At 48.1% G+C, this 22,958-nt stretch carries 20 protein-coding genes; 8 read left to right on the top strand and 12 right to left on the bottom strand.

The genetic code is table 11. From position 1 onward, the window contains the following. Window positions 1-62: 62 nt before the first annotated feature. Window positions 63-1,511 carry a bifunctional folylpolyglutamate synthase/dihydrofolate synthase gene (locus tag OXH18_RS17380; RefSeq protein WP_268608392.1) on the bottom strand — a complete coding sequence of 483 codons (1,449 nt, stop codon included), beginning with the start codon at window positions 1,509-1,511 and terminating at the stop codon, window positions 63-65. Between the two features lie 355 nt (window positions 1,512-1,866). Here OXH18_RS17380 and OXH18_RS17375 point away from each other — a divergent pair, with 355 nt between their 5' ends. Then, window positions 1,867-2,457 (top strand): Npun_F5749 family FMN-dependent PPOX-type flavoprotein, encoded by a 591-nt coding sequence (locus tag OXH18_RS17375; protein WP_268608390.1) that lies wholly within the window; start codon window positions 1,867-1,869, stop codon window positions 2,455-2,457. A 247-nt stretch (window positions 2,458-2,704) separates the two neighbouring features. On the opposite strand, the gene OXH18_RS17370 is transcribed toward OXH18_RS17375, so the two are convergent. From OXH18_RS17370 to rfbF, 6 genes are all read right to left on the bottom strand, one after another. After that, complete coding sequence (locus tag OXH18_RS17370) at window positions 2,705-3,928, bottom strand: esterase-like activity of phytase family protein (protein ID WP_268608388.1); 1,224 nt, start codon at window positions 3,926-3,928, stop codon at window positions 2,705-2,707. 66 nt (window positions 3,929-3,994) lie between these two features. Beyond that, a complete protein-coding gene (locus OXH18_RS17365; RefSeq protein WP_268608386.1) occupies window positions 3,995-4,741 on the bottom strand; it encodes an aspartate/glutamate racemase family protein in 747 nt (248 codons plus the stop codon). A 110-nt stretch (window positions 4,742-4,851) separates the two neighbouring features. Further along, window positions 4,852-6,165 carry an NAD(P)H-dependent oxidoreductase gene (locus tag OXH18_RS17360; protein ID WP_268608385.1) on the bottom strand — a complete coding sequence of 438 codons (1,314 nt, stop codon included), beginning with the start codon at window positions 6,163-6,165 and terminating at the stop codon, window positions 4,852-4,854. Window positions 6,166-6,209: 44 nt separating this feature from the next. Beyond that, entirely contained in the window at window positions 6,210-6,749 is a 540-nt protein-coding gene (gene rfbC, locus OXH18_RS17355) for a dTDP-4-dehydrorhamnose 3,5-epimerase (protein WP_268608384.1), read from the bottom strand. 53 nt (window positions 6,750-6,802) lie between these two features. Beyond that, a complete protein-coding gene (gene rfbG, locus OXH18_RS17350; RefSeq protein ID WP_268608383.1) occupies window positions 6,803-7,924 on the bottom strand; it encodes a CDP-glucose 4,6-dehydratase in 1,122 nt (373 codons plus the stop codon). 82 nt (window positions 7,925-8,006) lie between these two features. Then, window positions 8,007-8,780, bottom strand: coding sequence for a glucose-1-phosphate cytidylyltransferase (gene rfbF, locus OXH18_RS17345; protein WP_268608382.1), 774 nt, complete (start codon window positions 8,778-8,780; stop codon window positions 8,007-8,009). A 1,847-nt stretch (window positions 8,781-10,627) separates the two neighbouring features. Here rfbF and OXH18_RS17340 point away from each other — a divergent pair. Continuing rightward, the gene (locus tag OXH18_RS17340) at window positions 10,628-11,266 is read left to right on the top strand and encodes an AAA family ATPase (protein WP_268608381.1); all 639 of its coding nucleotides are present in this window, start codon (window positions 10,628-10,630) and stop codon (window positions 11,264-11,266) included. A gap of 186 nt (window positions 11,267-11,452) precedes the next feature. Here the strand turns inward: OXH18_RS17340 and OXH18_RS17335 are convergent, their stop codons facing one another. Further along, window positions 11,453-12,199, bottom strand: coding sequence for a sucrose-phosphate phosphatase (locus OXH18_RS17335; protein WP_268608380.1), 747 nt, complete (start codon window positions 12,197-12,199; stop codon window positions 11,453-11,455). A 128-nt stretch (window positions 12,200-12,327) separates the two neighbouring features. On the opposite strand from OXH18_RS17335, the gene OXH18_RS17330 reads away from it, so the two are divergent. Then, complete coding sequence (locus OXH18_RS17330) at window positions 12,328-13,860, top strand: glycoside hydrolase 100 family protein (protein ID WP_268608379.1); 1,533 nt, start codon at window positions 12,328-12,330, stop codon at window positions 13,858-13,860. A gap of 110 nt (window positions 13,861-13,970) precedes the next feature. Here OXH18_RS17330 and OXH18_RS17325 read toward each other — a convergent pair whose 3' ends face one another. Then, complete coding sequence (locus OXH18_RS17325) at window positions 13,971-14,780, bottom strand: HpsJ family protein (protein ID WP_268608378.1); 810 nt, start codon at window positions 14,778-14,780, stop codon at window positions 13,971-13,973. A 114-nt stretch (window positions 14,781-14,894) separates the two neighbouring features. Further along, window positions 14,895-16,406 (bottom strand): family 10 glycosylhydrolase, encoded by a 1,512-nt coding sequence (locus OXH18_RS17320; RefSeq protein WP_268608377.1) that lies wholly within the window; start codon window positions 16,404-16,406, stop codon window positions 14,895-14,897. 530 nt (window positions 16,407-16,936) lie between these two features. Between OXH18_RS17320 and OXH18_RS17315 the strand changes: the two genes are divergently transcribed. Together OXH18_RS17315 and OXH18_RS17310 are read left to right on the top strand one after the other, a co-directional pair. Beyond that, complete coding sequence (locus OXH18_RS17315) at window positions 16,937-17,587, top strand: sugar transferase (RefSeq protein WP_268608376.1); 651 nt, start codon at window positions 16,937-16,939, stop codon at window positions 17,585-17,587. Between the two features lie 294 nt (window positions 17,588-17,881). Next, window positions 17,882-18,730 carry a universal stress protein gene (locus OXH18_RS17310; protein WP_268608375.1) on the top strand — a complete coding sequence of 283 codons (849 nt, stop codon included), beginning with the start codon at window positions 17,882-17,884 and terminating at the stop codon, window positions 18,728-18,730. A gap of 327 nt (window positions 18,731-19,057) precedes the next feature. Here the strand turns inward: OXH18_RS17310 and psbM are convergent, their stop codons facing one another. Further along, window positions 19,058-19,171, bottom strand: a complete 114-nt coding sequence (gene psbM / locus OXH18_RS17305; RefSeq protein ID WP_268608374.1) for a photosystem II reaction center protein PsbM — start codon at window positions 19,169-19,171, stop codon at window positions 19,058-19,060. Between the two features lie 93 nt (window positions 19,172-19,264). Further along, the gene (locus tag OXH18_RS17300) at window positions 19,265-19,669 is read right to left on the bottom strand and encodes a 2Fe-2S iron-sulfur cluster-binding protein (protein ID WP_390904334.1); all 405 of its coding nucleotides are present in this window, start codon (window positions 19,667-19,669) and stop codon (window positions 19,265-19,267) included. A gap of 270 nt (window positions 19,670-19,939) precedes the next feature. Between OXH18_RS17300 and psbB the strand changes: the two genes are divergently transcribed. From psbB to nrdR, 3 genes are all read left to right on the top strand, one after another. Next, a complete protein-coding gene (psbB, locus tag OXH18_RS17295; protein ID WP_268608373.1) occupies window positions 19,940-21,472 on the top strand; it encodes a photosystem II chlorophyll-binding protein CP47 in 1,533 nt (510 codons plus the stop codon). 118 nt (window positions 21,473-21,590) lie between these two features. Beyond that, a complete protein-coding gene (locus tag OXH18_RS17290) occupies window positions 21,591-21,686 on the top strand; it encodes a photosystem II reaction center protein T (RefSeq protein ID WP_268608372.1) in 96 nt (31 codons plus the stop codon). A gap of 426 nt (window positions 21,687-22,112) precedes the next feature. Next, window positions 22,113-22,700: a transcriptional regulator NrdR gene (gene nrdR, locus OXH18_RS17285; protein ID WP_268608371.1), complete on the top strand. Its 588-nt coding sequence runs from the start codon at window positions 22,113-22,115 to the stop codon at window positions 22,698-22,700. The last annotated feature ends 258 nt before the right edge of the window (window positions 22,701-22,958 follow it).

Below are 22,958 nucleotides of genomic sequence, written 5' to 3'. Positions count from 1 at the left end.
GGGGGAGAGTGAGCACCGGAATTTAGGTGATGTTTATTATCGTTGCTTATGCATAATGCAGGCTAAGCCTGTTCATTGAGCGACTGCTCGTTGGCTAGATGTTTGAAGAAGTACCCAATAAGATACAGCGATCCACAGAGTACCAGAGTTGGCTTTGAGTTCGATCGAGATTGTATGGCGGCTTCTAAGCCAGCCAGCGCATTATCATAAATTTGGCAATCTTTTAAGGTAGGACAAGTTTTCTGAGCGAGGGCCGCTAGTTCCTCTAAGTTAGCAGATAGGTGATCTGGAACAGGAACGAGGTGGAGGGAATCGCCCGATCGCAGCAAGGCTTGGAAAACATCTGCATGATCTTTGGTGGATAACATGCCCATAACCCAGTGAATGGGGGGTGTAACCCGATCGCTGTGTTCAATTTCGTAATCAAGATATTGACGTAACATGGCGGCTCCGGCTGGATTATGCGCGCCATCAATCAAAATGTCGTGGTTTTGCCACATGATCCACTGCAAGCGCCCGGGCCATTGAGTTTTTGCCATGCCTTGCTGAATTTGCTGTTCGGTGATTTTCCACCCCTGGTGCTGAAGCCATTGCAGGGTAGCGATTGCCAAGGCAGAGTTAACCCGTTGATGTAGACCCGGTAGGGGTAAGGGGTAGGTGAGTGGCAAGAGTTTGAAGTGGGGATGGGAGGGGATGGATAGGTTGTTTTGAAAGGTGGCCCAGCCTGATTGGGTGGCGATCGAAGGTTGTACCCAGAGAGCAGGGCAATTGAGTTCCGTGAGGCGCTGTTGCAAAACGGCGGTGGCTTCGGGAGGTTGGGGGGCTATCACAGCAGGACATCCTGGTTTTAAGATGCCTGCTTTTTCACGGGTAATGTCTGCCAAGGTAGGCCCAAGTTTTTGCCAGTGTTCGCGGCTGAGGGAGGTGATGATGCTGACGAGCGGCCGATCGCAAACATTGGTGGCGTCCAAGCGTCCACCTAAGCCAACTTCAATGACAGCAATATCAACGCGCTGTTGAGCAAAGTATAGCCAGGCAGCAGCAGTAATAACTTCAAACTGGGTTGGAGATGGGGCGTCTGGTCGAATGGCGGTAATGGTTTGTTTGAGCAGGTGCAGAAGAGTGGTTGGTGCAATTTCTTGCTGATTGATACAAATACGTTCACACCAGGTGACTAAATGCGGAGAGGTGTAGCGTCCAACTCGGTAGCCCGCCTCGGTTAAAACAGAAGACAGGAAAGCACACACAGAGCCTTTACCGTTGCTGCCGGCGACGTGCAGGATGGAAACTTGCTGTTGTGGGTTGCCTAAGTCTGCTAATAGGCGGTGAATGCGATCGAGTCCGAGTTCAACACCAAAGTGCGCAAATTGATCAAGTAAAACATTGACTTCAGCTAGGGCCGCCGCGTTGTAATCGGTTGGGGTGGAGTGGTGGTTCTGATCAATACTCTGATTATTAATAATCGGTGTATTTGTAAAAGGATCGTTTCTATGGCGATCGGCGGTGCTCATATAAGAAATTTGAGGTTCTACAAATCAAGATTGGGGATCAAGCACAATGCTCGTCTCAGCATCTTATCGAATTTTGATTGAGTGGTTGGGAGTCGGGAAGAGGATTAGGTTGGTAAGCGTCGGGAGTCAACCTGCTAACGAGACGAACCAACCTAAAGGATAAAGGAATCAAGAATAAAGCAACCTCCTTATCGCATGTGAGCTTGTGACTCTGAGTGACTGAACAACACTCGCTCCCCTCACCCTATCTGGAGAAAGGAGTGGGGATGAGGGGGCAACGAGTTGTCAGTCAATCAGGACTATGACTGTAACTCAGCTTGGCACAATGGATAAAGATCACCATTACTCTTCGCTCATGAAGCTTGCTCCTTGGCGACAACCCCTCGCCCATGCCCTGTACCGTAACCGATCGTTGGCTTATTCCCGTTATGCGCAACTGGCAACTGTGCAACGAGATGGACGCCCTGCCAACCGGACGATCGTCTTTCGCGGTTTTCTGAACGACACCAATCAGTTGAAGTTTGTCACCGACAATCGCAGTGATAAAATCGGGCAAATTGTGCAGCAACCGTGGGGTGAGTTGTGCTGGTACTTCCCGAAAACGCGGGAACAGTTTCGCTTGTTGGGGACTTTGGCAATTGTCAATTCCGTCACACAAGAGATTGAATTAGCCACAGCCAGAACAGAGCAATGGCAAAATCTATCGGATGCCGCCCGACTCCAATTCGCCTGGCCTCATCCCAGCAACCCAAGAGATGTGTCTACCCAGTTTGATGTCTCTGCACCTGATGCTACTCAACCGCTTGATAACTTTTGTTTGTTGCTGCTCAATCCCACGCAGGTTGATCACTTGGAATTACGCGGCAATCCGCAAAATCGCCACCGCTACGATCGGATAGAAACGAGTAACGAGACTCAGTGGACAATTCAGGAAATTAACCCATGACATTGCCGCATCTTAGGTAGTATTCACATTCGCTGTTTAGGATAATACCAACTCTCTATCCGGTTACACCGTATGCCGACCCCTCCCAACCTCCTTCGGCAAGGGAAGGAGTCGCAGGCGGGGGTGAATGCCATGCCGCATGACAACAAATGGGGATAAGATACAGTTTTAGACTTTGCCTAATCGCCAATTCAGACAATGAGCTTAGTAAGTTTTCTGCTTTCCAGGAATCATCTAGCATATGTACTTATTGCCGTAATCGAAATAGTAAAAACTGAGTGATTTGTAGATCACTAAAGTTATCATCACTGACCAACAACAAGCTTTGAGTTCCGTCTGGCAAACGGGGACCCAGCGTCATTCCTTCTAGGTTATCCAACTGAATATTTAGCGCGGTCAAATCCAGCAGCAGACGTTTGTGAATGGGCGTCACGCCCGACCAATCTCCTTGAAACGCTGGAATGCCAGAAATATCTGTGGCTCCTCCGGTGGCTAACTGAAAAATTTGGGCATTCAGTCCCGTGGTTAAGCCAAACGATCGCTCTAAGCTGAGAAAATGACCGCCTTGATCCAACGTCAGCAACTCCGTTAATCCGCCTTCGGCTCCTTCAGGAATAGGCTCAGCTAGGTAAAGATGCTCGGCTAGTAGAGTAGAACGATCGTCACCAATCAAATAGTGTAGGAAACGAATGGGGTCCGGGTTGGTTTCATCGGAGGGCGATTCCAGGGATAAATCTTGGTAAAGGGGCGCTTCTGTGGCGGCAAACACCCGAAACGGCTCTAGAGGATTTCCGGTGGAACCGTCGGCATTTAGGGTCAGCGATTCAAACCCAAGGTTGTTCTGAACTCCGATCGGCTGCCCATCGATTGTCTGCGGCAAGTAGCGGTCTGGAATAGGTAGTTGCCGTTGCCATTGCCCGGTTTCTAAATCAAACTCGGCGATAAACGGTGCAATGCCTTGCTGACTGTTGCCTTCGCTGGAAATGAACAGCGATCGCTGCGGAGACAGGGCGATGCCTTCGAGATCGACGGAGTCTGGTGGATAGGGATTACCATCCTTTGCCAATAGTGTGGTTACTTTCTCGATGTCTACAGATTGAATGCCAAGGCTTGCTTGAGTGTCTGAAGATGAAGCAACATCTAGAACCAGTTTCAAGGTATAAAATCGAGCCGGGGCAAGTCGGCTGCGATCGTCTGAAATGGCGTAAAACCGATCGCGTTGCCGATTGTAAGTCATTCCCGATAGTCCACCCACCGGAGTTCCTTCAAATTCCTGCTTGGGGAGAGTATATTCGCCCAAGTAATCTAGGCTAAGAGGTAGGAACACTCGATCCTCGGCTTTCACCTGGGGCAACGTGCAGCCTGATAACAAAATTAAGAAGAGCAGTGTCACCAGTCGAGGCCGAAGCAAGCGGCTGAGGTTGTCAAATTGAATGTTGTGGACGATCGCAGGCAGACAAGGAAATTGCATCACAAACGCTGATTGAATCAATCAGGGGCGTAGAGTTCAGCCTAGATCCTATCAACCTTTTGCGGCTTATCCTCCTGGCTGCATTAGTTTTGGAAAGCCTTTGATTAGCTTCGATTCTGGTGGTTTGTAAGTCAGTGCTTTACTGGTTTGTTTTCTCAGTCCTACGAGGGACTCTGCCATTTTGACGGCGGCGGCGACTGAGTCAATGATTGGAACACCCAAACGCCGTTCTAGTTCCGTATCCAGTCGGCCCATGCCCGCACATCCTAAGCAGAAGGCTTCCGCTTTGTCTTCAAGGATTGCCAACCGCCCGATCGCTTCCAACGCATCGACGGCAGCATCACGAGCGGTTTCGGTCTCGGCTACGGCAAGCCCGGTTGTCCGTATCGACACGCAACGATGAGAAAATCCGGCTTTGTGAATCGTTTTTTCTACCATATCCAAGGTGCGGTGCTGAGTGGTAAGCACCCCCCAGCGAGCCGCTAGCATATTGGCGACATACATGCTAGCTTCGGCAATGCCGACAATCGGTTTAGTAGTCAGTTCACGGGCCGCTTCAATGCCTGGATCACCCCAGCAGGCAATGACAAAGGCATCGAAGTTGGCTTCAGAAAGAACAATTTCTTCCAGAATACCGGGAATTGCCAAATACTCGTCGTAGTAGGATTCGATCGATTCTGGCCCTGTTCTGGGTTGAGTAGTGATGATTTCTGTGGATAGAAAGCGAGCGGCTTGCGCGGATTCATTAATTCCGCGTGTCATGGTGTCAAAGGTGTTGCCGTTGATGACGTTGATGCGAATAAGCTGCTGCATGATGCGGTGCGTTAAAGGGCAAATAGAAACTAGAAAACTGATGAGATCGATCGGGGCATCCCACCCATCTCATCAGTATCATCTAGGAATCAGCCCCTCTGCGTTGTCAACTAGGCCGCTGTTACGGTTGCTTTCGCTTTAGCAAAGAAGGCGTCTTGTTCTGCCCGTAGCTTGTCGCACAGCCGCCCTTCTGGTAATTCAATATCATCATAAGTGAGAACCCGATCGCGAGGTACATCGCGCTTGAGGCGACAACCTTCGGCCAGTCCCATTGGCAGTAACCGCTCAGCTAGAACAATATCGGAGTTTTCGCATTGCCCGTAGGTCATGTAGTAACCAATACCATCGAGGGTATCGCCTGCTTTGAGATCAATCTTGGCAGTGGCAACCACATCCACCATCGGACCGGCTAACGGAGCCAACACCGGATCTTTAAATAGCACCACCCGTGCTACAGATAGCGGCACTTCAAAATGGCAGAGATGATAGGGTGTGTAGAAGCTATACAGCGGGCCATCGCCCATTTTGTAGTAGCTCAAATAGTGCTTATGCTTGGGGTCATCTTGTGTGGCATAGACAAACACGCCTGGCCCTGGCTTCGCGCCAACAACATAATCCACGATACCACCCAACTCTTTCAGTTGCTCGACATCGTATAAGTTGGTCATCTCATCGATGTGTCCAGATACGTCATAGCCCAACATGCCCCGTTTTGCCACCTTCATCCCCGTTGCATTCGCGACGATCGCCTGTTCAAACGAGATCTTTGTACCATCCGCAAAGCTCGTTACCATGTGCGCTTTCTGTCCCCATTTCTTGGCAAAACCTTCTTGTGTAGTGGGATTGCGGTACGGGTCTTGCAAGCCTTTAATGTTGCCGCACAGCAGCGGCGTCATACCAATGCTTTTGACATAGCGATAGAGGTTCATTTCTACACCCGGCTGATCGCCATCGCAACCCGACAGAATCACGCCCGCCCGATCGGCATAGGTTTTCAGAATTGGACCGATTGTGCCATCCAATTCCGCATTCATCAAAACAATATGTTTGTTATGGGCGATCGCTTCCAGCACAACGCCAGCAGCAAACTCGATTGTGCCTGTGACTTCAATTAATGCATCAATACCGTCTGCCTGACAAAGCAACATTGCGTCTTCGGTAATGGCATATTGCCCATGGGCGATCGCGTCTTCTAACTCAGCAACCGTTTTAACTTCACGAACACTCTCGACGCCAGCCTCATCATAGGCTCGTTTCGCATTGGTGAGTTGGCGGCTGGAGACAGCCACCAAATCCATTCCTGGCACGGAATTGATAATTTGATTGGCAATGCCCCAGCCCATGAACCCAGAACCAATCATACCAACCCTGACCGGATTACCAGCTTCGGCACGCGCTTTCAACGCTGTATCAACAATGATCATAGTGACTCCTAGTGACTCTATGGGTCTTGATATCTAAGTGGGGATTAGACAGGAACCGCTTCTACCAACGGCCAATTGGCATCTTTTTCTGAAATCACCGTGATAGGAACCGGCCATTCAATACCAAAGGCTGGATCGTTGTAGCGTGCTCCTCGTTCGTAGCCCGGTGTGTAGAACTCTGTCACCTGATAGGCAACTTCGGCATCGTCGGTCAGTGTTTGATAGCCGTGGGCAAACATTTCGGGGACATATAGTGCTCGACGGTTATCTGCACTCAACTCAACCCCAATGTGCTGTCGATAGGTGGGTGAGTCTGGACGTAGATCGATGATCACATCGTAAACCGCTCCCCGAGTGCAGCGAACCAGCTTTGTTTCACAGGCAGGAGCCACTTGGTAGTGCATCCCTCTCAGCGTGCCAGCTTTGTGGTTAAACGACAGGTTGCATTGGGAAACGAGAGGCTTCAACCCATGGGCTTCAAACTCTTTGGCGCAGAATGTACGGGCAAAGAACCCTCGATCGTCGGATTTCAATTCCAGATCAATGATGAACGCGCCTTTGAGTTTGGTTTCGGTAAATAACATGATTTTCTCCAGGAAGCTCAACTCTTGCCAGTGTCAGGAAGCGTAGATGATAGTTACTTTGTAGATGTAAGCGGCACCATCATGTCCGACAAATCGACAGCATCAGAGGGGGGTTCTAGTGACTGAAAGCGAAGGATTTGCCCTTCGACAACTTCTCGCATGTTCTGCTGCCGTTGATAGGCACGATAGAATTCCACAATCCAGTCGAGGGCAGTACTAAGCGATGTACGAGGTGTCCATCCTAAACGTGCTTTAGCCTTGGAGCAATCCAACTTCAAGTACGTCGCTTCGTGGGGATGGGAGGCCCCATCAATCTGCCAGGATGCGCCGTTGCCCCATAGCTTGGTGAGGTGCTCAACAATCCAGGCTACGGGCTTTGCATCTTCATCGTTCGGACCAAAGTTCCAGCCCTCGGCAAATTCCGGACCATGATGCCACAGGTGTTCTGCCAAGCACAGGTAGCCTCTTAAGGGTTCCAGCACATGCTGCCACGGACGGATAGCGCGAGGACTGCGGATTAGCACTGGGCGGTTTTCCTGAATGGCCCGCATAATGTCGGGAATGAGGCGATCGAGCGCCCAATCTCCACCACCGATTACGTTTCCGGCACGAGCACTGGCCACTGCGACTCCGTGTCGATCGTACTGTTCCGGTGAGAAATAAGAATCCCGATAGGCGCTGACTACCAGTTCGGCACAGCCTTTGCTGCTGGAGTAGGGATCTTTGCCGCCCATCGGTTCGTGTTCGCGATAGCCCCAGACCCACTCGCGGTTTTCGTAGCACTTATCCGTGGTAATCACGACCACAACCTTAACGCTGTCTGTGTGGCGAACCGCTTCCAAGACATTGACTGTGCCCATCACATTGGTGGCATAGGTTTCTACCGGATGGAGGTAGGAATAGCGCACAAGGGGCTGGGCTGCCATATGTAACACAATATCTGGCTGATGTTGAGACATGGCTGCTTGCAGCGCTGATAGGTCACGAATATCGCCAGTGATGGAGTCCATGCCGTTAGCTACATTAGCCACTTCAAAGAGATTGGGCTGAGTAGGAGCAGGCAGTGAATAGCCAACGACGATCGCTCCTAATGATTGCAGCCATACCGATAGCCAACTGCCTTTGAAACCTGTATGACCCGTAATAAAAACCTTTTTGCCCTGCCAGAATTTCATTGAGCCTCCTCAAATACAAATGGACGTTGTGTTGTCCGGTGAACGGGGTGTCGTTTCTCTCCAACTCTTTGGAAGTCTCGCGTTACCAAACCTTCCAAGGTGCATTGCCACTGTTCCAAAGTCCCTCTAGATAGTTTTTGTCGCGCAGGGTATCCATCGGTTGCCAGAAACCATCATGCTTGAAGGCGGAAAGTTGCTCGTCGTGGGCTAGTTTTTGCAGCGGCTCTTGTTCCCAAACAGTAGAGTCATCTTTGATGTAATCAATCACATCTGGCTCTAGCACGAAGAAACCACCATTAATCCAGGCGCCATCGCCTTCTGGTTTTTCGTGAAACTTCGTGATTTTGGTTTGCTCTTGTCCAAGGGCGATCGCACCAAAGCGTCCGGGGGGTTGCACCGCTGTTAGCGTTGCCAGGGTCTTTTGTTCCTTGTGAAAAGCAATTAGCTCAGAAATATTGATATTGCTGACCCCATCTCCATAGGTGAAGCAAAAAGTGTCGTTACCGATGTGTTCACGCACTCGCTTCAAACGACCACCCGTCATGGTTTTCTCACCAGTGTCCACCAATGTGACACGCCAAGGCTCAGCATTTCCAGAATGAATATTCATTTGATTAAAGCGCATATCAAAGGTCACATCCGACATGCGCAAAAAGTAATTCGCAAAATACTCTTTAATAACGTAGCCTTTATACCCACAGCAAATAATGAAGTCATTAACACCATGAGCCGAATAGATCTTCATGATGTGCCAGAGAATGGGTTGTCCCGCTACCTCTACCATTGGCTTTGGCTTAATGGCCGTTTCTTCGCTAATGCGGGTTCCTAAACCACCAGCTAAAATGACTGCCTTCATGCAACTACCTCTAGGTTTACAGATATTTATGGATAAATGTGCAGTTGATTTGCACTCGAAAGTATTCCTACTCTTACCGCTTAGTTCCATTGCTGAAACAGAACCTAAGCAAAGCTGCTTGTGCCTTGCTCTGGTAGGACTGTGGCTAAGACGCAACCACTCATTTCAGTAGAATAATTGTGCTTACTGCATTCAAGAATTTGCCTCTTCGGTTGCTTCTTAAGCAGTCGCTATTCCTCAACTTAAGCCGTCAGAGTCATCAACTAATTACAAAACTATTTCAAATCATCAAACAGGAAATTCATAGTACTATTGCAGCTAGTTTTTATTCGGACTTTTCATTGCTCAACTCTGTTGGATTGTGGGGTTAATAACTTTAGTATTACTGGCGTGAAGGACAGCAACTCTAACCTTTGAAAACTGGCGCACACACTTTCTCAGCAGACCGGGTTTACTCTTCCTACTACAGTGAGATTAACAGGAATTGCCGATTCATCCTGTAAAGGCGAAGTAAACAAACAGATTTTCCATGTAAAAAATGCATGAAAGATGACCTATTGGGCCGCGATCGCTGTAAGCGACTTAATACTTAGCCTCAAACCGTAGCTCGATTCAAACGATTTTGGCACTATTTTTTCATTAGTTCTTTGGCAGTCAACTACCTGACTTACCTGATCATCAAACAGAACGAGTTGGATCTAGCTTCATTGTCAATGCAGATGGTTGAGTTATCACAAATGCTTATGTGTCGAAAGGAGTTTCGCTACGAAAGGAATTATTAGCACTACTGAGTGAGCAAATAGGCAGAAATACCGATCGAGTGTATAAACTACATTCAAACTAAATTTGAACCGATGAATTAATCAATTTTAGAAATTTATGTATCAATTTTTTGAATAAAAAAGTTAAGGTAAAAATACGATTTTTAAGATATTCAATCCATTTGCTTTGTGATTTTCTGTTAAAATTTTGGTTTGCACTATTAATTGTTTAATAGAACATAGAAAGGAAGATGGAATAAACAGTATTGAGAATAATCATGGAATTCATGCTCGGTAGAGAAGTGGCAGTTAATCAGGATTTATTTTTTATCCGGTTCAACATAAGAGTGATCGTATAACATCCACCACCTTTGACTTAGATGAACAAGAGTGGATGATTCCTGCCGACGAGCATGAAAAGATTGATATTGATGCGGTTGAGTGCCAGTATTGGTCAAGCTATTGGTTGAAGATGACGCGGTGTGATTTAGCTAGACATGAACACTCGACTTCTTAGACTCGCTATGCGATCGGGCGACATTACCGAGATCTTTATCTTTGCTAGTCGCCCTAGTATTTTCGCATTAGGGCAATGATTCTTTGCTGCCACAGCGATGGAGTATTAGGTGGATTATTGGATCAGTTCCAACACAATCCAGTCAGTGAATTAATTGTAATTGGCGGCACCCACAATCTTGATCCCTAGTGGGAAAAGTTCCGCTTATGAAATTTCTCAGACAACCATGACTCAAGGGCAGGGAGAAAATCCACGTTACGACATAATCACCATTTAGCTTGATTACAGTACAAGACGTTGTGTTTTTCTATATTCGTAGAGCGGTTAGATCACTCGGATTCAATCGCTACTGCTCTACCTCAAATTGGATGATGTGCCTGTCCCTGTGTCAACCATATGCTCATTCAGCAACTCCCTAGATTGAGCCTCAATTTCGCTCGATATTGCCTGTAATGAGCACACGAAGTATCTCAAAGAGTCATAACATTATAAAGTTAATCTACATGGGCATCATGGAAAGCCAAGGGCATTCGTTGAACTGTTCAGTGCAGTAGGGGAGTTTCGAGAGCATGTCAGTTATTGCCATTATTAATCAAAAGGGAGGCTGTGCGAAATCAACGACCGCTGTGCATTTGGCCTATTGGCTGGTTCATCGCCGTAATAAAGTGTTGCTTGTAGACGCCGATGCCCAGCGATCGAGTTCCATCTGGTTAGAGTCATTAGAAGACAATATTCCCTGTGAGGTGCTACAGGAGCCAGAAACCCTGTTGCAGCGTATTCCCAAGTTAGCTGAAGCCTATAACTATGTGGTGGTAGATGGCCCAGCCGGACTGTCAGATGCCACTAAATCCATCTTATTTCGGGCTGATCTCGCCATTATTCCTTGTCAGCCATCTGGGGTTGATTTGCGATCGGCCTCGGATGCAATTCGGTTGATTCGCCAAGCCCAAGCTGAACGCAATGGTGCACCCAAAGCGGCTGTCTTTCTGTCAAGAGCTGTCAAAGGCACTCGGCTTAAAGACGAGGCCATGCTGCTGCTTAATAATATTGGCGTGCCAGTGCTTGACACAGTAATTCACCAGAGACAGGCGATCGCCGACACCTTTGGACAAGCAGCCACTGTGTGGGAGCTATTGGGCAAAGCGGCGGTAGAAGCTGCCGAAGAGTTTGATCAACTGTTTCGCGAGATTATGGAAATGGTTCCATAAGGGAGCCTGTCGCGTTTGCAAGTTGCGGCATTCGCCCTTATTCCCCAGCCCCTTTTCCCGAACAGGACGAAAGGGAGCCAGATTGAAGTTCCCACCTTTCAGGAGAGGGATTGAGAGTGAGGACTAAAATCGACGGCATAGCGAGGGGGTTCAGTGTTCTTACAAACCCTGTCCGAAGTACTGCTACTATAACCAGCGAAAATAAAACAGCGCCTCTAAAATTCCCCAAGCATGAGCCGACTGGGCCCAATAGTGCCGAAAAAATTCAGACTGTGGGGATTGCTGCGATTGACGATACCAATCAAGCAGTTCGGGTTGCGCGTTGCGCACAATCACCCCCTGAGTTGCGTGCTGAAACAAGCTGATGTCATTGCCTGAATCGCCACAAACCAGCATGGCTTCTGAAGGTAACTGTAACTGTTGACGCACATACGTCATTGCCAACCCTTTGTCACCACTCAGCGGCAAAATATCTACGTCGCGGTTACTGCTAAAAATAATTTTGGCGGGTAGGTTCGCTTGGACTAGCTGCAACCGCAGAGTTGTCAAGATCACATCAGCCGTAGAAGAGTGCAAAAAATAACTGATTTTCCAAGGATTTTGTGCGTCGTCTGGCTGTGGAATCAAGTCTGGAAAGCCCTGCACCAAGGCGGTAATTTGCTCGCGCTGCCAATTATCTGAAAGTTGCTGCGCCCACACCGAATCGCGATTGCCCTGATGATAAATCTCTGTGCCAACGCCCGTGATCCAGTAGTCAGGTTCTAGAAGTTGTGCTTCATGTTTTAACTGACGAGCCGAGAGATAGGAACGTCCAGTAGCATAGATTAGAGATAGCCGATCGCGCATGGCTGCCAGTTTTTGATTCAATGCCAGCGTTGCTTGGGCATCGCCGACTAACGTATGGTCTAAATCGGTGACAAGAAGAAACTTCACTGGCACAAGAGAATTAACGCTTACAACAAGAACCTTAAAAAATCAATGAAACCCAGGAAATTGGGTTACTACATTTTTCATTTTGCATTTTTAATTTTTAAGTGCTCTAAGTCAACCACAGGATAGAAATGGTTTTTTCTGAACAATCCGTTGTCCGCATGGCGCAGTCGTTATTTTATAACCGAGCGTTGGTGAGCCTTCAAGGAGAATGGGTGGGAGCGATCGCTGCCATTCCCAAAGTGCCCGAACATGGCGGCGCAGTGCTGGATTTGAACTATGACGAGGTTTTCATTCGGGACAATGTGCCTGTGATGATTTATCTGCTAACGCAGGAAAAATATAGTGTTGTGCGGCATTTTTTGGAAACCTGCTTAAGTTTACAGAGCAATCAACCGCAAACACGTGGCATTTTCCCCACAAGCTTTATTGAACAAAACGGACAAGTCGTTGCCGATTATGGACAACGGGCGATCGGACGAGTCATTTCAGTGGATGCTACCCTGTGGTGGGCCATTTTGACCTATCTCTATGTTCAACGCACAGGCGATCGAGCCTTTGCTTTACAACCAACTGTACAGCAAGGGCTTCAGCGATTTCTGGATCTGATTCTACGCCCCTCTTTCCGCGATGCCCCAACGCTTTATGTTCCTGACGGTGCGTTTATGATCGATCGTCCTCTAGACGTGTGGGGCACACCGCTAGAGATCCAAGTGTTGCTGTATGGTTCACTAGTGAGTGCAGCCAAACTGATTCAGATGGATTTACAACACAAGGGCTATCCCGTTCAGGCTCGAAAGAGCGATGAGTCTGCATTGATCTCTTCCAACGCATTTGATTCTCCTTCAGATGCCTTCACTCAGCGGCAAATTGACCAATTCCACGGCAGTTTGGACTATGCCCGTCGGTTGCGCCGTTATTTACTGAAACAATATTGGATTACCAGCAAAACCGTTCAAGTATTGCGGCGACGACCCACCGAGCAATATGGCGACGCTATCCAAAATGAGTACAATATTCACACAGAAACTATTCCACACTGGCTGCAAGAGTGGCTGGGCGATCGCGGCGGCTACTTGATTGGTAACATTCGTACCGGACGCCCCGATTTCCGCTTCTTCACCTTAGGTAACTGCTTAGGCGCCATCTTTGATGTTATTAGTCCACATCAACAACAGAATTTGTTTCAGTTGATTGTGCAAAATCGTCAAGATCTGGTGGCACAGATGCCGCTGCGAATTTGCCATCCGCCTTTGGAAGATACTGACTGGCGTACAAAAACGGGATACGATCGCAAAAATCTGCCCTGGTGCTATCACAATGCTGGACACTGGCCCTGTCTATTTTGGTTTTTAGTGGTGGCAGTATTACGTCAACAGCCATTCCACTCTGAGCAACCCCCACACTTAATGGCTGAGATGCAGACGTTGTTGGAAGAGTCTTACCAACTGCTGTTATATCAGCTACCCCGGCAAAATTGGGCAGAATATTTTGATGGGCCTACAGGTAATTGGATGGGGCAACAGGCTAGACTCCACCAAACTTGGACGATCGTTGGATTTTTACTGGTGCATCATTTGCTAAAGGAGAATCCGGGCGATGCCAAAATTATGAATCTTCCCAGTGTGAAAGAATTTTATCGAAGTGACGCGATCGAGCCATAACAGCAAGCCATACCAGTCAGAGTGAAGCAGCCGCAACCATATTTTCTGAGATAACAGTAATCCTGTGGCTGATGCTTCGCCCTGATGTACAGGCGGGGTGGGAGTGCCTCCTAACGTGCCATCCGTTTCGACCGCGACGATTGCTGTAGGGCGCGAAACGTGCTGATAGCTAATCCAAAAGCAGCCACCGCAAACAGAAGGCTGTTGAGCGTAACACGGTATCGAGACTTGCGCATTTCGGTGGTCAAATCCGCGATCGCCTGCTGTTGTTGTGCTCGAATTTCCTGCAATCCTTCTGATCGGGCTTCTTCTACTTTGCGATCGAGGGCAGATGGATCAGACTCTACTTCTTGCAAAATGTCTTGAATCCCCTGCAAAAAGGTCTGTTCTTGCTCAGAAAGCTCACTACTAGCTTGTAACTGTTGCTGCAATTGAGCAAGTAATTCCTGATTCGACAAAACGGCTGATACTTGACTACGCTGCGCTTCTAGTTGGTTGTTTAACTGCGTTTCAGCGGCAGCGGCGGCTTCATTGATCTGCCGAGTTTCCGATGCGCTCGCAAGTTGGCTGCTGCGCACGTAAATGGGAGCCATCAATAGAAAAAGTGTGCCAAACAGCAGCGAGAAAGCAAGCGACCAAAATAGCCAACCCTTTGCAAGAGGCTGCCGACTCGGCTCTACTCCTCCGGCATAGTGACCAACCCATACCCCAAAGAAAATGAGCGCTAGCCCCACAAGCGCAATGTTTCCTCGCCCCACCCATTCATTGATTAACGTAGCTACCCATTGACTGTTAGTAAAATCGGGAGGAAATGCGGCAATGAGTCCATCTACCAGCACACCCAAAATCAACAACAGTCCCGCTAGCTTCAAAATCAGTGATGTGAACGAAGGAGAAGGAGAGGATGTAGCAGCTTTCATTACAAGTAGGAGTTGAGGTTAGGGGTTAGGTTAGGGCAGTGGGTGAACGAGTCAAGAAGACGTATCGAGCCTTTGGTCTTCTACTCTAGAATGCCCCACAGCACAAACTTACCATCACAACTGGCAAGTTTGTCGATCGCGATCGTGTTGCGATTCCTGCCACGAGTAGGCAAAATGACTGACGGTGCTGATCTGGGGAAAGGCTTGACGAAGACCATACATTTGCTGTTCAAGGGGCGGATGACCACTAATGGTTTGTCCCCAGGTTCCAGCTAAAACTGGCATTATTTGGGTGCCACTGGGTGCTAATGACACCACTCGTTGTACCTGGGCTACCACACAACTGGCATCACCACAGGTTGCATAGGCCATCGGGTGCCACTCTAAACTACTGGGGAATCGATCCCACGGTTGTAACCGCGAATCATAACCACGTTCACCCACCAACCGATTGGCTTCGGGAAAAAAAACGGCTCCAGCGGGAATCCCCTGTTGTTGCACTGGACGGGCAGCCATTGTGAGAAAATCTAAAACGCCTTGAACGGCATGAGCAACGGTCAATAGCCACAATTCTTCTTGAAGTTGCTCGGTGGAAACTGCCCGATTGGCACGTCCTTGCCACAGAGGCACTGTCTCTTGGGGATAACGGGAATTGACAGTAGAGACATCAGCAGCCGTAATTCGGCCGTTGCGAACAAAACGTTCGATCAGTGCCAACCCTTTTTGATTCATGGCTCGATTGAAAAGCGCTTGTTGAGATGCTGTTCCATAAATCCACAGATCCTGGACACGGCTTGCTACCGAATCGGCTCCCTGTCCAAGAGGATAGCGAATGTAGTCAAACAGTACCCCGTCTGGTTTACGAGCTAATATGGCTTGTAGCAAGATTTGAAAGTCGCGTTTGGCTTGTGCACTGTAGGGGTCAACAAAAATCTCGTTATTATTGACTGCACCGGTGTTGCCCGCTGAAAGAGCGGCTAAGCTGGTTTCCCCTCGACCGTTGCGAGCCAAGGCTTGTTCCTGTTCTGGGCGCAAACTGTAAGAGTAGCCAAAGTTGAGCGTAAACATCCAGGCATAAACTTTTAATCCGCGCTCGTGTCCCTTAACGATCGCCTCTTGCAGCAAATCCCGGTCTTCGTAGCCCCGACTGCGCAATTTTGACGCCCAAGCGGTGGGATTATCGGACGCTGGCAGCAACACTTGTCCATCATGAAAAACTTCCAGGTATACCTGGTTATATCCTTTGGCCACAATTCGATCGAACACTTTTTCCAACGCGCCTGGCTGAGCGTCACACGGATACAACCGTAGCCAAATCGCCTGATTCTGTGGCCAAGTCTGATGGCGACATTGATGCATTTGCTCAGCTTGCTGACTCATGAAAGTTTTGTACTGGCTTTGGGCATTTAAGTCTCCTTGGAGGGCGGCTTGTCGTAGGGCATCGGTTTGGGCAATTGCCTCGGCTGAAAGTTGACAAAAGGCATTTGCTCTCACTTGATAGGTTTGAGCTTGACCAACACTACTTAAACTCAGGACAGTTAATCCACTCACCATCAGCATGGCCACAAAGCGGTGGGCAATCCGTTGCGGTCCTTGCCAAATTCGATCGACACGAAAATATCTCATGAATAACCTAAAAACTCCTTCAACCAATCTTTTGAATCACACCTACGACTTGATCAGTGCCTGCCTAGACTGCTGCATCGAAACCATTTGTTATGCGTGTGCATCATTTTTGTGCAATTGTGCTTCCGTCCAAAGCATGAGCGCATAGTGCTACACAGCGTCTAGACTTATAGACCATCAGTTATAGCTCAATATCCGGGGAGCTTTTCTAGAGTTTCTATCGTGATACACCGACTCAAAAATAGAAGGGGTGCGCTCGAAGTCATCTCACGACTGGTTTTGTAGATACTAGTCAAAAAAATAACACTCTAGCCTCCGGTGTTATTAATCGTACGTCCCTGGAAACTTCACAAAAGCGGAATCAAGTTCAAAGTTTAGGCAAAATCCCTGAGTTTGCCTACCCTTCTGTAAATCAAGGCGTTTAGTATTTTCAGTAATGGTGCTTAGGCATCAGAGCGGTTGACCAGTATGGAGCTTTGCAAACCGTGATTATTACACCCAACTTCCTCAATTCTTCACCGAACACAGCTATGGTGACTCACGCTCGAACGGTGGGTCTTTACCCGGCACAAGCGCATCCGTCTGTAACTAGCAAAGTAAAGCGGGCCATTGACATTGCAGGAGCGATCGTTGGACTGGCAATTACAGCCCTGGCATTTATTCCGATCACGCTTGCGATTCAACTCGACAACCCAGGTCCCATTTTCTACAGCCAAATTCGCTGTGGGTTAGATGGTCGCCCCTTCCGCATCTGGAAGTTCCGCTCGATGGTCAAAAATGCTGACCAAATGAAGCATCTTGTCACGAACGAAGCCCAAGGACTAATCTTTAAAAATCGTAATGACCCTCGTATTACTAGAGTTGGACGGTTCCTGCGCAGAACCAGCCTTGATGAACTGCCGCAGTTTTGGAATGTCTTGAAAGGCGAAATGAGTTTGGTTGGAACTCGTCCACCTACACTTGATGAAGTGAGTAGATATGAGCAGCACCACTTCCAACGGCTTCAGGTTAAACCCGGCATTACAGGTGAATGGCAGGCAAATGGACGATCGAAGGTAGAAGATTTTGAAGATATCGTTCAAATGGATATTGCTTACCAGCAAAAGTGGACGGTGACGTACGACCTAGTCCTAATTTTCAAAACCATTAAGGCAGTAATCTTCAAAGACGGAGCATACTAACTGTTTTCCACTCACGAGTTTGCAGGGTGTACGTACACGGCTAGAGTTAAGTCTCTGCAACTGAAACATCCCCCTGATAGGTTAGTCAGGGGGAGCTTTTTTTGTGGATTTTTTATCATGCTCACCCACTGTGCCCAATGAGAATTAAGCGGGTCTAAACAATTCATTTAAAGTCTGTGTCCCCCAATAGTTTAGTCACCAAGCTGCCATAGACTGTAAATAAATGACTACGTCGCCAAGTTTGAATTGCGAAGTGCTCCCGATTGTTTGATTAATTTTAATTAAGGAGTAGCTATGATAGAAAAAATTTTGCTGGCAGATTCTGGTACTGGGCAAACAGAAGAAATGCTCAAGGCATTAATGGAGATCCCGTTAATTCAACGAGCGAATGTCACAGTTTTGCATGTCGTTTCTCCACAGATTACGGCCGACGAGATGACAGAGAAATGGGAAGAAGGAGGGAAAACACTCGCAAAAGCGATTCAAACTTTAAATCTTGATCCATCCCATGTAACAGCCATGCTGCGTGAAGGCGATCCCAAGGATATTGTCTGTCGAGTGGCAGAAGAACTGGATGTAGATTTAATCATCATGGGTTCAAGAGGGCTGAAGCGAATTCAATCGATCCTAGAAAACTCGGTGAGTCAATATGTTTTTCAACTGGCGTCGCGACCCATGCTGCTAGTGAAAGACGATATCTATGTCAAGAAAATTAATCGAATTATGGTGGCGATCGATAAATCGGAAGCCTCGCAACAGAGCTTGAAGCTGGCCATTGCCCTCATCCGCGATGTTAAAAACGGGCAACTCGTTCTGGTACATACCAACCCAGATTTAAAGCTTAAACCCGGTGAAATCACTGCGAACCCCAATGAAGACCCAGTTTTGCTACCTGCCATCGCCGAAGCAAAAAAACTGGGGATCAATTACAAATGTGTAGCTCCTGAAGGAAAACCCGGCGAACGGATTTGTCAAGTGGCTGAAGAGTTGGGGGTTGATCTGCTAATTTTAGGTTCGCCCGATCGCCGCCCTTCGATTGCTAAAGGTTTACCAGATCTTGACCGACTTCTGGGACAGTCGCTTTCAGACTACGTTCGAGTCTATGCCAACTGTCCTGTCTTGCTGGTTCGTTCTCCGGCATAGGCGATCGACTTGTCGAGTAGCGACATTACTTGAGGATGCGTAGATAGACGGTAGACAATTTACAGAAAAATTTACAAACAAGTATTTTTCTCGCTTTGTTTTGTTCAACTGTTGTCACCGTCTCAACGCGGACCCGTCGCAATAAAGAGGAGCGCCAATTACCTACTGGTTGACGCTCTCTCTGTCATTTCTGAAGACTCAAACAGACGAAACAAGGAGTGCAACGGTCGCAGCTACTGACTAGACTGACCATTCTGCTCACAATTCTAATGTGAACTGCACACTCAGCCTCAAGCGTTCGTCCAACCCGGCAGCTACTGGCAGCTACTAGCTTTTATTTCCTTCGCGGCTTGCCGTCTGAATATAGAGAATTACGAGAAAAAGCGCAGGTACCAACACAAACAAGATTGTGGCAACAAATCCTAGATCATTAACTTCCATCCTTAGCCTCCCAACTTAGCTTACTAACGGACTACTAGGATTAAGAATACACCCCAACCTGCACAGACGCATTAGCTGAACGCTAGGAACCACCTATTTGCTAGGCTTTGTCACAACGCTCACTGGGCCATGCACCAACGTTTGACAAGCTAGACGATAGTTCTCTGGCTTCTTCTTCAGCTTGCGATTTTCGACGTCGGTACGAGGCGATAGATTTTCCATTCCCTCCGTCACCTCAACAATGCAGGTTCCACATTGACCATAGCCGCCGCAGTTCATCATTTTGCCCATGAAGGTGTAGAGATCTACGCCATTTTCTAGAGCTTTGAACCGCAGGTTGGCTCCATCGGCTGCGACAACCTCCTTGTTCTCTTTAACAAACTTAATACAAGGAAAAGCAGCAGTTGATTTTGTCACCTCTGGCTGGATCTCCTGAATTTCTTGGATTTCCTGGTGATCTTCAAATTGAGTTTCTTGCTGGGCGCCTGTCTGAGTCATCTTGCAAACGATTCTCACACTGGTTACACTTCTTTATACACTTTCATTTTTACAGGCTTATTGTCAAACTGTCTAAAGAAATATTTCTTTGCTTCATTTTTGCGCTCTAGTTTGGAGTTGTCTCTGACACGATCGAGGGTTGAATAGAAGCAGCAGTCGGCAATGGCTATTTTATAGGGCTTCTAATCTGGTAGGCTTACCAGTATCAGGCCCCTTTAGAAAAAGCTGAAGGAAGCGTTGAAACATATCGAAATAGGAGGAGCGTAGTCGATGGGACTACCCTGGTATCGAGTACACACAGTGGTTCTGAATGACCCAGGGCGACTGATTGCTGTACACCTGATGCATACGGCTCTGGTAGCAGGTTGGGCTGGCTCAATGGCTCTCTATGAGCTAGCGATCTTCGACCCCAGCGACCCCGTTTTAAACCCCATGTGGCGGCAAGGCATGTTTGTGCTGCCGTTCATGGCGCGTTTGGGTGTCACTGGTTCTTGGGGTGGCTGGAGTATCACTGGTGAAACGGGTGTTGATCCTGGTTTCTGGTCGTTTGAAGGCGTTGCAGCGGCTCACATTATCTTGTCTGGTTTATTATTCCTAGCTGCCTGTTGGCACTGGGTTTACTGGGATCTGGAACTTTTTAGAGATCCCCGCACGGGCGAACCCGCCTTGGATTTGCCTAAGATGTTCGGAATTCATCTATTTTTGTCGGGTCTACTCTGTTTTGGTTTTGGAGCATTCCACTTAACGGGTCTGTTTGGACCGGGGATGTGGGTGTCCGATCCCTATGGATTGACAGGAAGCGTCCAGCCAGTGGCTCCATCTTGGGGCCCAGAAGGGTTTGATCCATTCAATCCGGGCGGCATTGTAGCCCACCACATTGCAGCAGGCATTGTTGGCATTATTGCAGGCCTTTTCCACCTAACTGTGCGTCCACCCGAGCGCCTCTACCGAGCGTTGCGGATGGGTAATATTGAAACAGTGCTCTCCAGCAGCATTGCGGCAGTCTTCTTTGCTGCATTTGTGGTAGCTGGAACCATGTGGTATGGCAGTGCTGCTACTCCGATCGAACTGTTTGGTCCAACCCGTTATCAATGGGACAATGGCTACTTCCAGCAGGAAATCGATCGCCGTGTGCAGGCTGAATTGGCAAATGGTGCAACGCTGGCCGAAGCCTATTCCACTATTCCTGAGAAGTTGGCATTCTATGACTACATTGGCAATAACCCGGCCAAGGGCGGCTTGTTCCGAACCGGACCGATGGTGAAGGGCGATGGAATTGCTCAGGAATGGCTTGGACATCCAGTATTTAAGGATGCCGAAGGTCGCGAGTTGTTTGTCCGCCGGATGCCCAACTTCTTTGAAACCTTCCCAGTGGTCTTAACTGACAAGGATGGGGTAGTACGGGCAGACATTCCTTTCCGTCGTGCCGAATCAAAGTACAGCTTTGAACAGGTAGGCGTCACCGCTAGCTTCTATGGTGGAGCGTTGAATGGTCAAACTTTTTCCGATCCAGCTATTGTAAAGCGCTATGCGCGTAAAGCACAGCTAGGCGAACCTTTTGAGTTTGATCAAGAAACTCTCAACTCGGATGGGGTTTTCCGCACTAGCCCTCGTGGTTGGTTTACCTATGGTCATGCGGTCTTTGCCCTGCTCTTCTTCTTTGGTCATATCTGGCACGGTTCTCGGACCCTGTTTCGGGATGTATTTGCTGGAATTGATCCAGATCTTTCCGAAGAGCAGGTGGAGTGGGGTTACTTCCAGAAAGTGGGTGACAAGACAACTCGCCGCAAGGAAGCTGTTTGATTTCTTGTAGCGTTCTTAGGCACTGGTCTGGCAGTGTGCAGCAGTTGCTTGAACCTGTTAGACCATGTCTCTTTTTACTTGTAGACTGTAACTGGCTGGATTGGGAGGAACTTAAGTCATGGAAAGCGTGGCATATATTTTGGTTCTGACGTTAGCGATCGGAGTCCTGTTCTTTGCGATTGCCTTCCGCGAACCGCCTCGAATTAATAAATAGGAATTTGGGTGAGAGTACAGATATTTTGTTCTGAACCCAACATAGACCCAACTCATATGAGTTAGCTTGCTTGCTATTGAATTTCGAGTTGTAAAGCAATTGATTAACCTGGATAGTCGCAAAGATGCTGTTATTTCAGTTGTCGCTGAAGTTGCATCCGTGCTTATCCAGGTTTTTTACAGATTGCAATTGCAGTATGATGACATTAGATCAGTAGAGTCTAAGTAAAAATAAGTTTTGCTTCACCAGGCGATCGACTTTGATCATTCAACATCTGCATTCGGTTCCTAGGTTGAACTGCTAAAGTTTAGTGGTCAAGTCGCCCTTCTCCGCAATACTGAGTTCGGCGTCGGTCGGTTCATCAGATAAGATGGCTTCTGGGTGGGCAAGGTATGGCAGCAGTAATTCACCTGGAGGCCGTTTTTTATGCGATGTCCATTTTGCCAGTTTCCAGATAACCGGGTTTTGGAGTCGCGATCGGCCGAATCTGGACAAAGCGTCCGGCGACGGCGAGAGTGCCTTCGATGTAATCGCCGCTTTACTACCTACGAACGGATTGAGTTTGTCCCCATCATAGTCATCAAGCGCAACGGCGATCGAGAGTCATTCGATCGATCGAAACTGCTGAAAGGCATTGTCAGGGCTTGTGAAAAAACTGGCATTCCTCATCCACAGTTAGAAGGTTTGGTAGACGAAATTGAAGCAGAATTGCAGCAACAGGCAGTGCGCGAGGTTCACACTCAAGAAATTGGGGAATTGGTTTTGAAACACTTGCGCCAGTTAAATGAAGTGGCTTATATTCGTTTTGCTTCGGTCTACAAGCAGTTCAAAGGGATTAAAGATTTTCTAGAAATTCTTAATCATTTGCAGACATCGTCGCTGGAAACGGATGCTGAACCCGGCAGTAATCATGCCACAACTGGTTATGGCGATGGTCATCGTGACGAGCAGGGTGAACGGCTGCGCGAATCTGATCAACCTTGGCAAACGACAGTATCCTCGTCCAATCATTGACCTTTGTGCCCTCCGGTGTGAAAAGATTTTTACCCTAGGCTAGCTTCAACCCGTCGCCTTTCCCCAATCGTTGCGAAGATTCACTGATCCAGTGTGATGGGGATTGGCTTATAGACAGATCTAAGTTATCATGGTTCTCCTAGGGTCTAACACGTTTGAGATTTCGATTTCTCAATAGTCAGGTATACGAAGGTGCTGGTCGTTGCTAGTCCAGTGGCTAGTTTGTTTGTCCAGGGCATATATTGTGAACAGACCACT

This window comes from Thermocoleostomius sinensis A174 (genome assembly GCF_026802175.1).
In the GTDB taxonomy this organism is placed as follows: Bacteria; Cyanobacteriota; Cyanobacteriia; order Elainellales; family Elainellaceae; genus Thermocoleostomius; species Thermocoleostomius sinensis.
Note: the sequence above shows the minus strand (reverse complement) of the source record. Positions and strands in the feature narration are given on the sequence as shown.

What these genes read in the sequence shown, in the direction of transcription:
- OXH18_RS17380 (WP_268608392.1), bottom strand. Translation starts at nt 1,511, where the DNA reads ATGAGCACCGCCGATCGCCATAGAAACGATCCTTTTACAAATACACCG.
- OXH18_RS17375 (WP_268608390.1), top strand. Translation starts at nt 1,867, where the DNA reads ATGAAGCTTGCTCCTTGGCGACAACCCCTCGCCCATGCCCTGTACCGT.
- OXH18_RS17370 (WP_268608388.1), bottom strand. Translation starts at nt 3,928, where the DNA reads ATGCAATTTCCTTGTCTGCCTGCGATCGTCCACAACATTCAATTTGAC.
- OXH18_RS17365 (WP_268608386.1), bottom strand. Translation starts at nt 4,741, where the DNA reads ATGCAGCAGCTTATTCGCATCAACGTCATCAACGGCAACACCTTTGAC.
- OXH18_RS17360 (WP_268608385.1), bottom strand. Translation starts at nt 6,165, where the DNA reads ATGATCATTGTTGATACAGCGTTGAAAGCGCGTGCCGAAGCTGGTAAT.
- rfbC (WP_268608384.1), bottom strand. Translation starts at nt 6,749, where the DNA reads ATGTTATTTACCGAAACCAAACTCAAAGGCGCGTTCATCATTGATCTG.
- rfbG (WP_268608383.1), bottom strand. Translation starts at nt 7,924, where the DNA reads ATGAAATTCTGGCAGGGCAAAAAGGTTTTTATTACGGGTCATACAGGT.
- rfbF (WP_268608382.1), bottom strand. Translation starts at nt 8,780, where the DNA reads ATGAAGGCAGTCATTTTAGCTGGTGGTTTAGGAACCCGCATTAGCGAA.
- OXH18_RS17340 (WP_268608381.1), top strand. Translation starts at nt 10,628, where the DNA reads ATGTCAGTTATTGCCATTATTAATCAAAAGGGAGGCTGTGCGAAATCA.
- OXH18_RS17330 (WP_268608379.1), top strand. Translation starts at nt 12,328, where the DNA reads ATGGTTTTTTCTGAACAATCCGTTGTCCGCATGGCGCAGTCGTTATTT.
- OXH18_RS17325 (WP_268608378.1), bottom strand. Translation starts at nt 14,780, where the DNA reads ATGAAAGCTGCTACATCCTCTCCTTCTCCTTCGTTCACATCACTGATT.
- OXH18_RS17320 (WP_268608377.1), bottom strand. Translation starts at nt 16,406, where the DNA reads ATGAGATATTTTCGTGTCGATCGAATTTGGCAAGGACCGCAACGGATT.
- OXH18_RS17315 (WP_268608376.1), top strand. Translation starts at nt 16,937, where the DNA reads ATGGTGACTCACGCTCGAACGGTGGGTCTTTACCCGGCACAAGCGCAT.
- OXH18_RS17310 (WP_268608375.1), top strand. Translation starts at nt 17,882, where the DNA reads ATGATAGAAAAAATTTTGCTGGCAGATTCTGGTACTGGGCAAACAGAA.
- psbM (WP_268608374.1), bottom strand. Translation starts at nt 19,171, where the DNA reads ATGGAAGTTAATGATCTAGGATTTGTTGCCACAATCTTGTTTGTGTTG.
- OXH18_RS17300 (WP_390904334.1), bottom strand. Translation starts at nt 19,669, where the DNA reads ATGACTCAGACAGGCGCCCAGCAAGAAACTCAATTTGAAGATCACCAG.
- psbB (WP_268608373.1), top strand. Translation starts at nt 19,940, where the DNA reads ATGGGACTACCCTGGTATCGAGTACACACAGTGGTTCTGAATGACCCA.
- OXH18_RS17290 (WP_268608372.1), top strand. Translation starts at nt 21,591, where the DNA reads ATGGAAAGCGTGGCATATATTTTGGTTCTGACGTTAGCGATCGGAGTC.
- nrdR (WP_268608371.1), top strand. Translation starts at nt 22,113, where the DNA reads ATGCGATGTCCATTTTGCCAGTTTCCAGATAACCGGGTTTTGGAGTCG.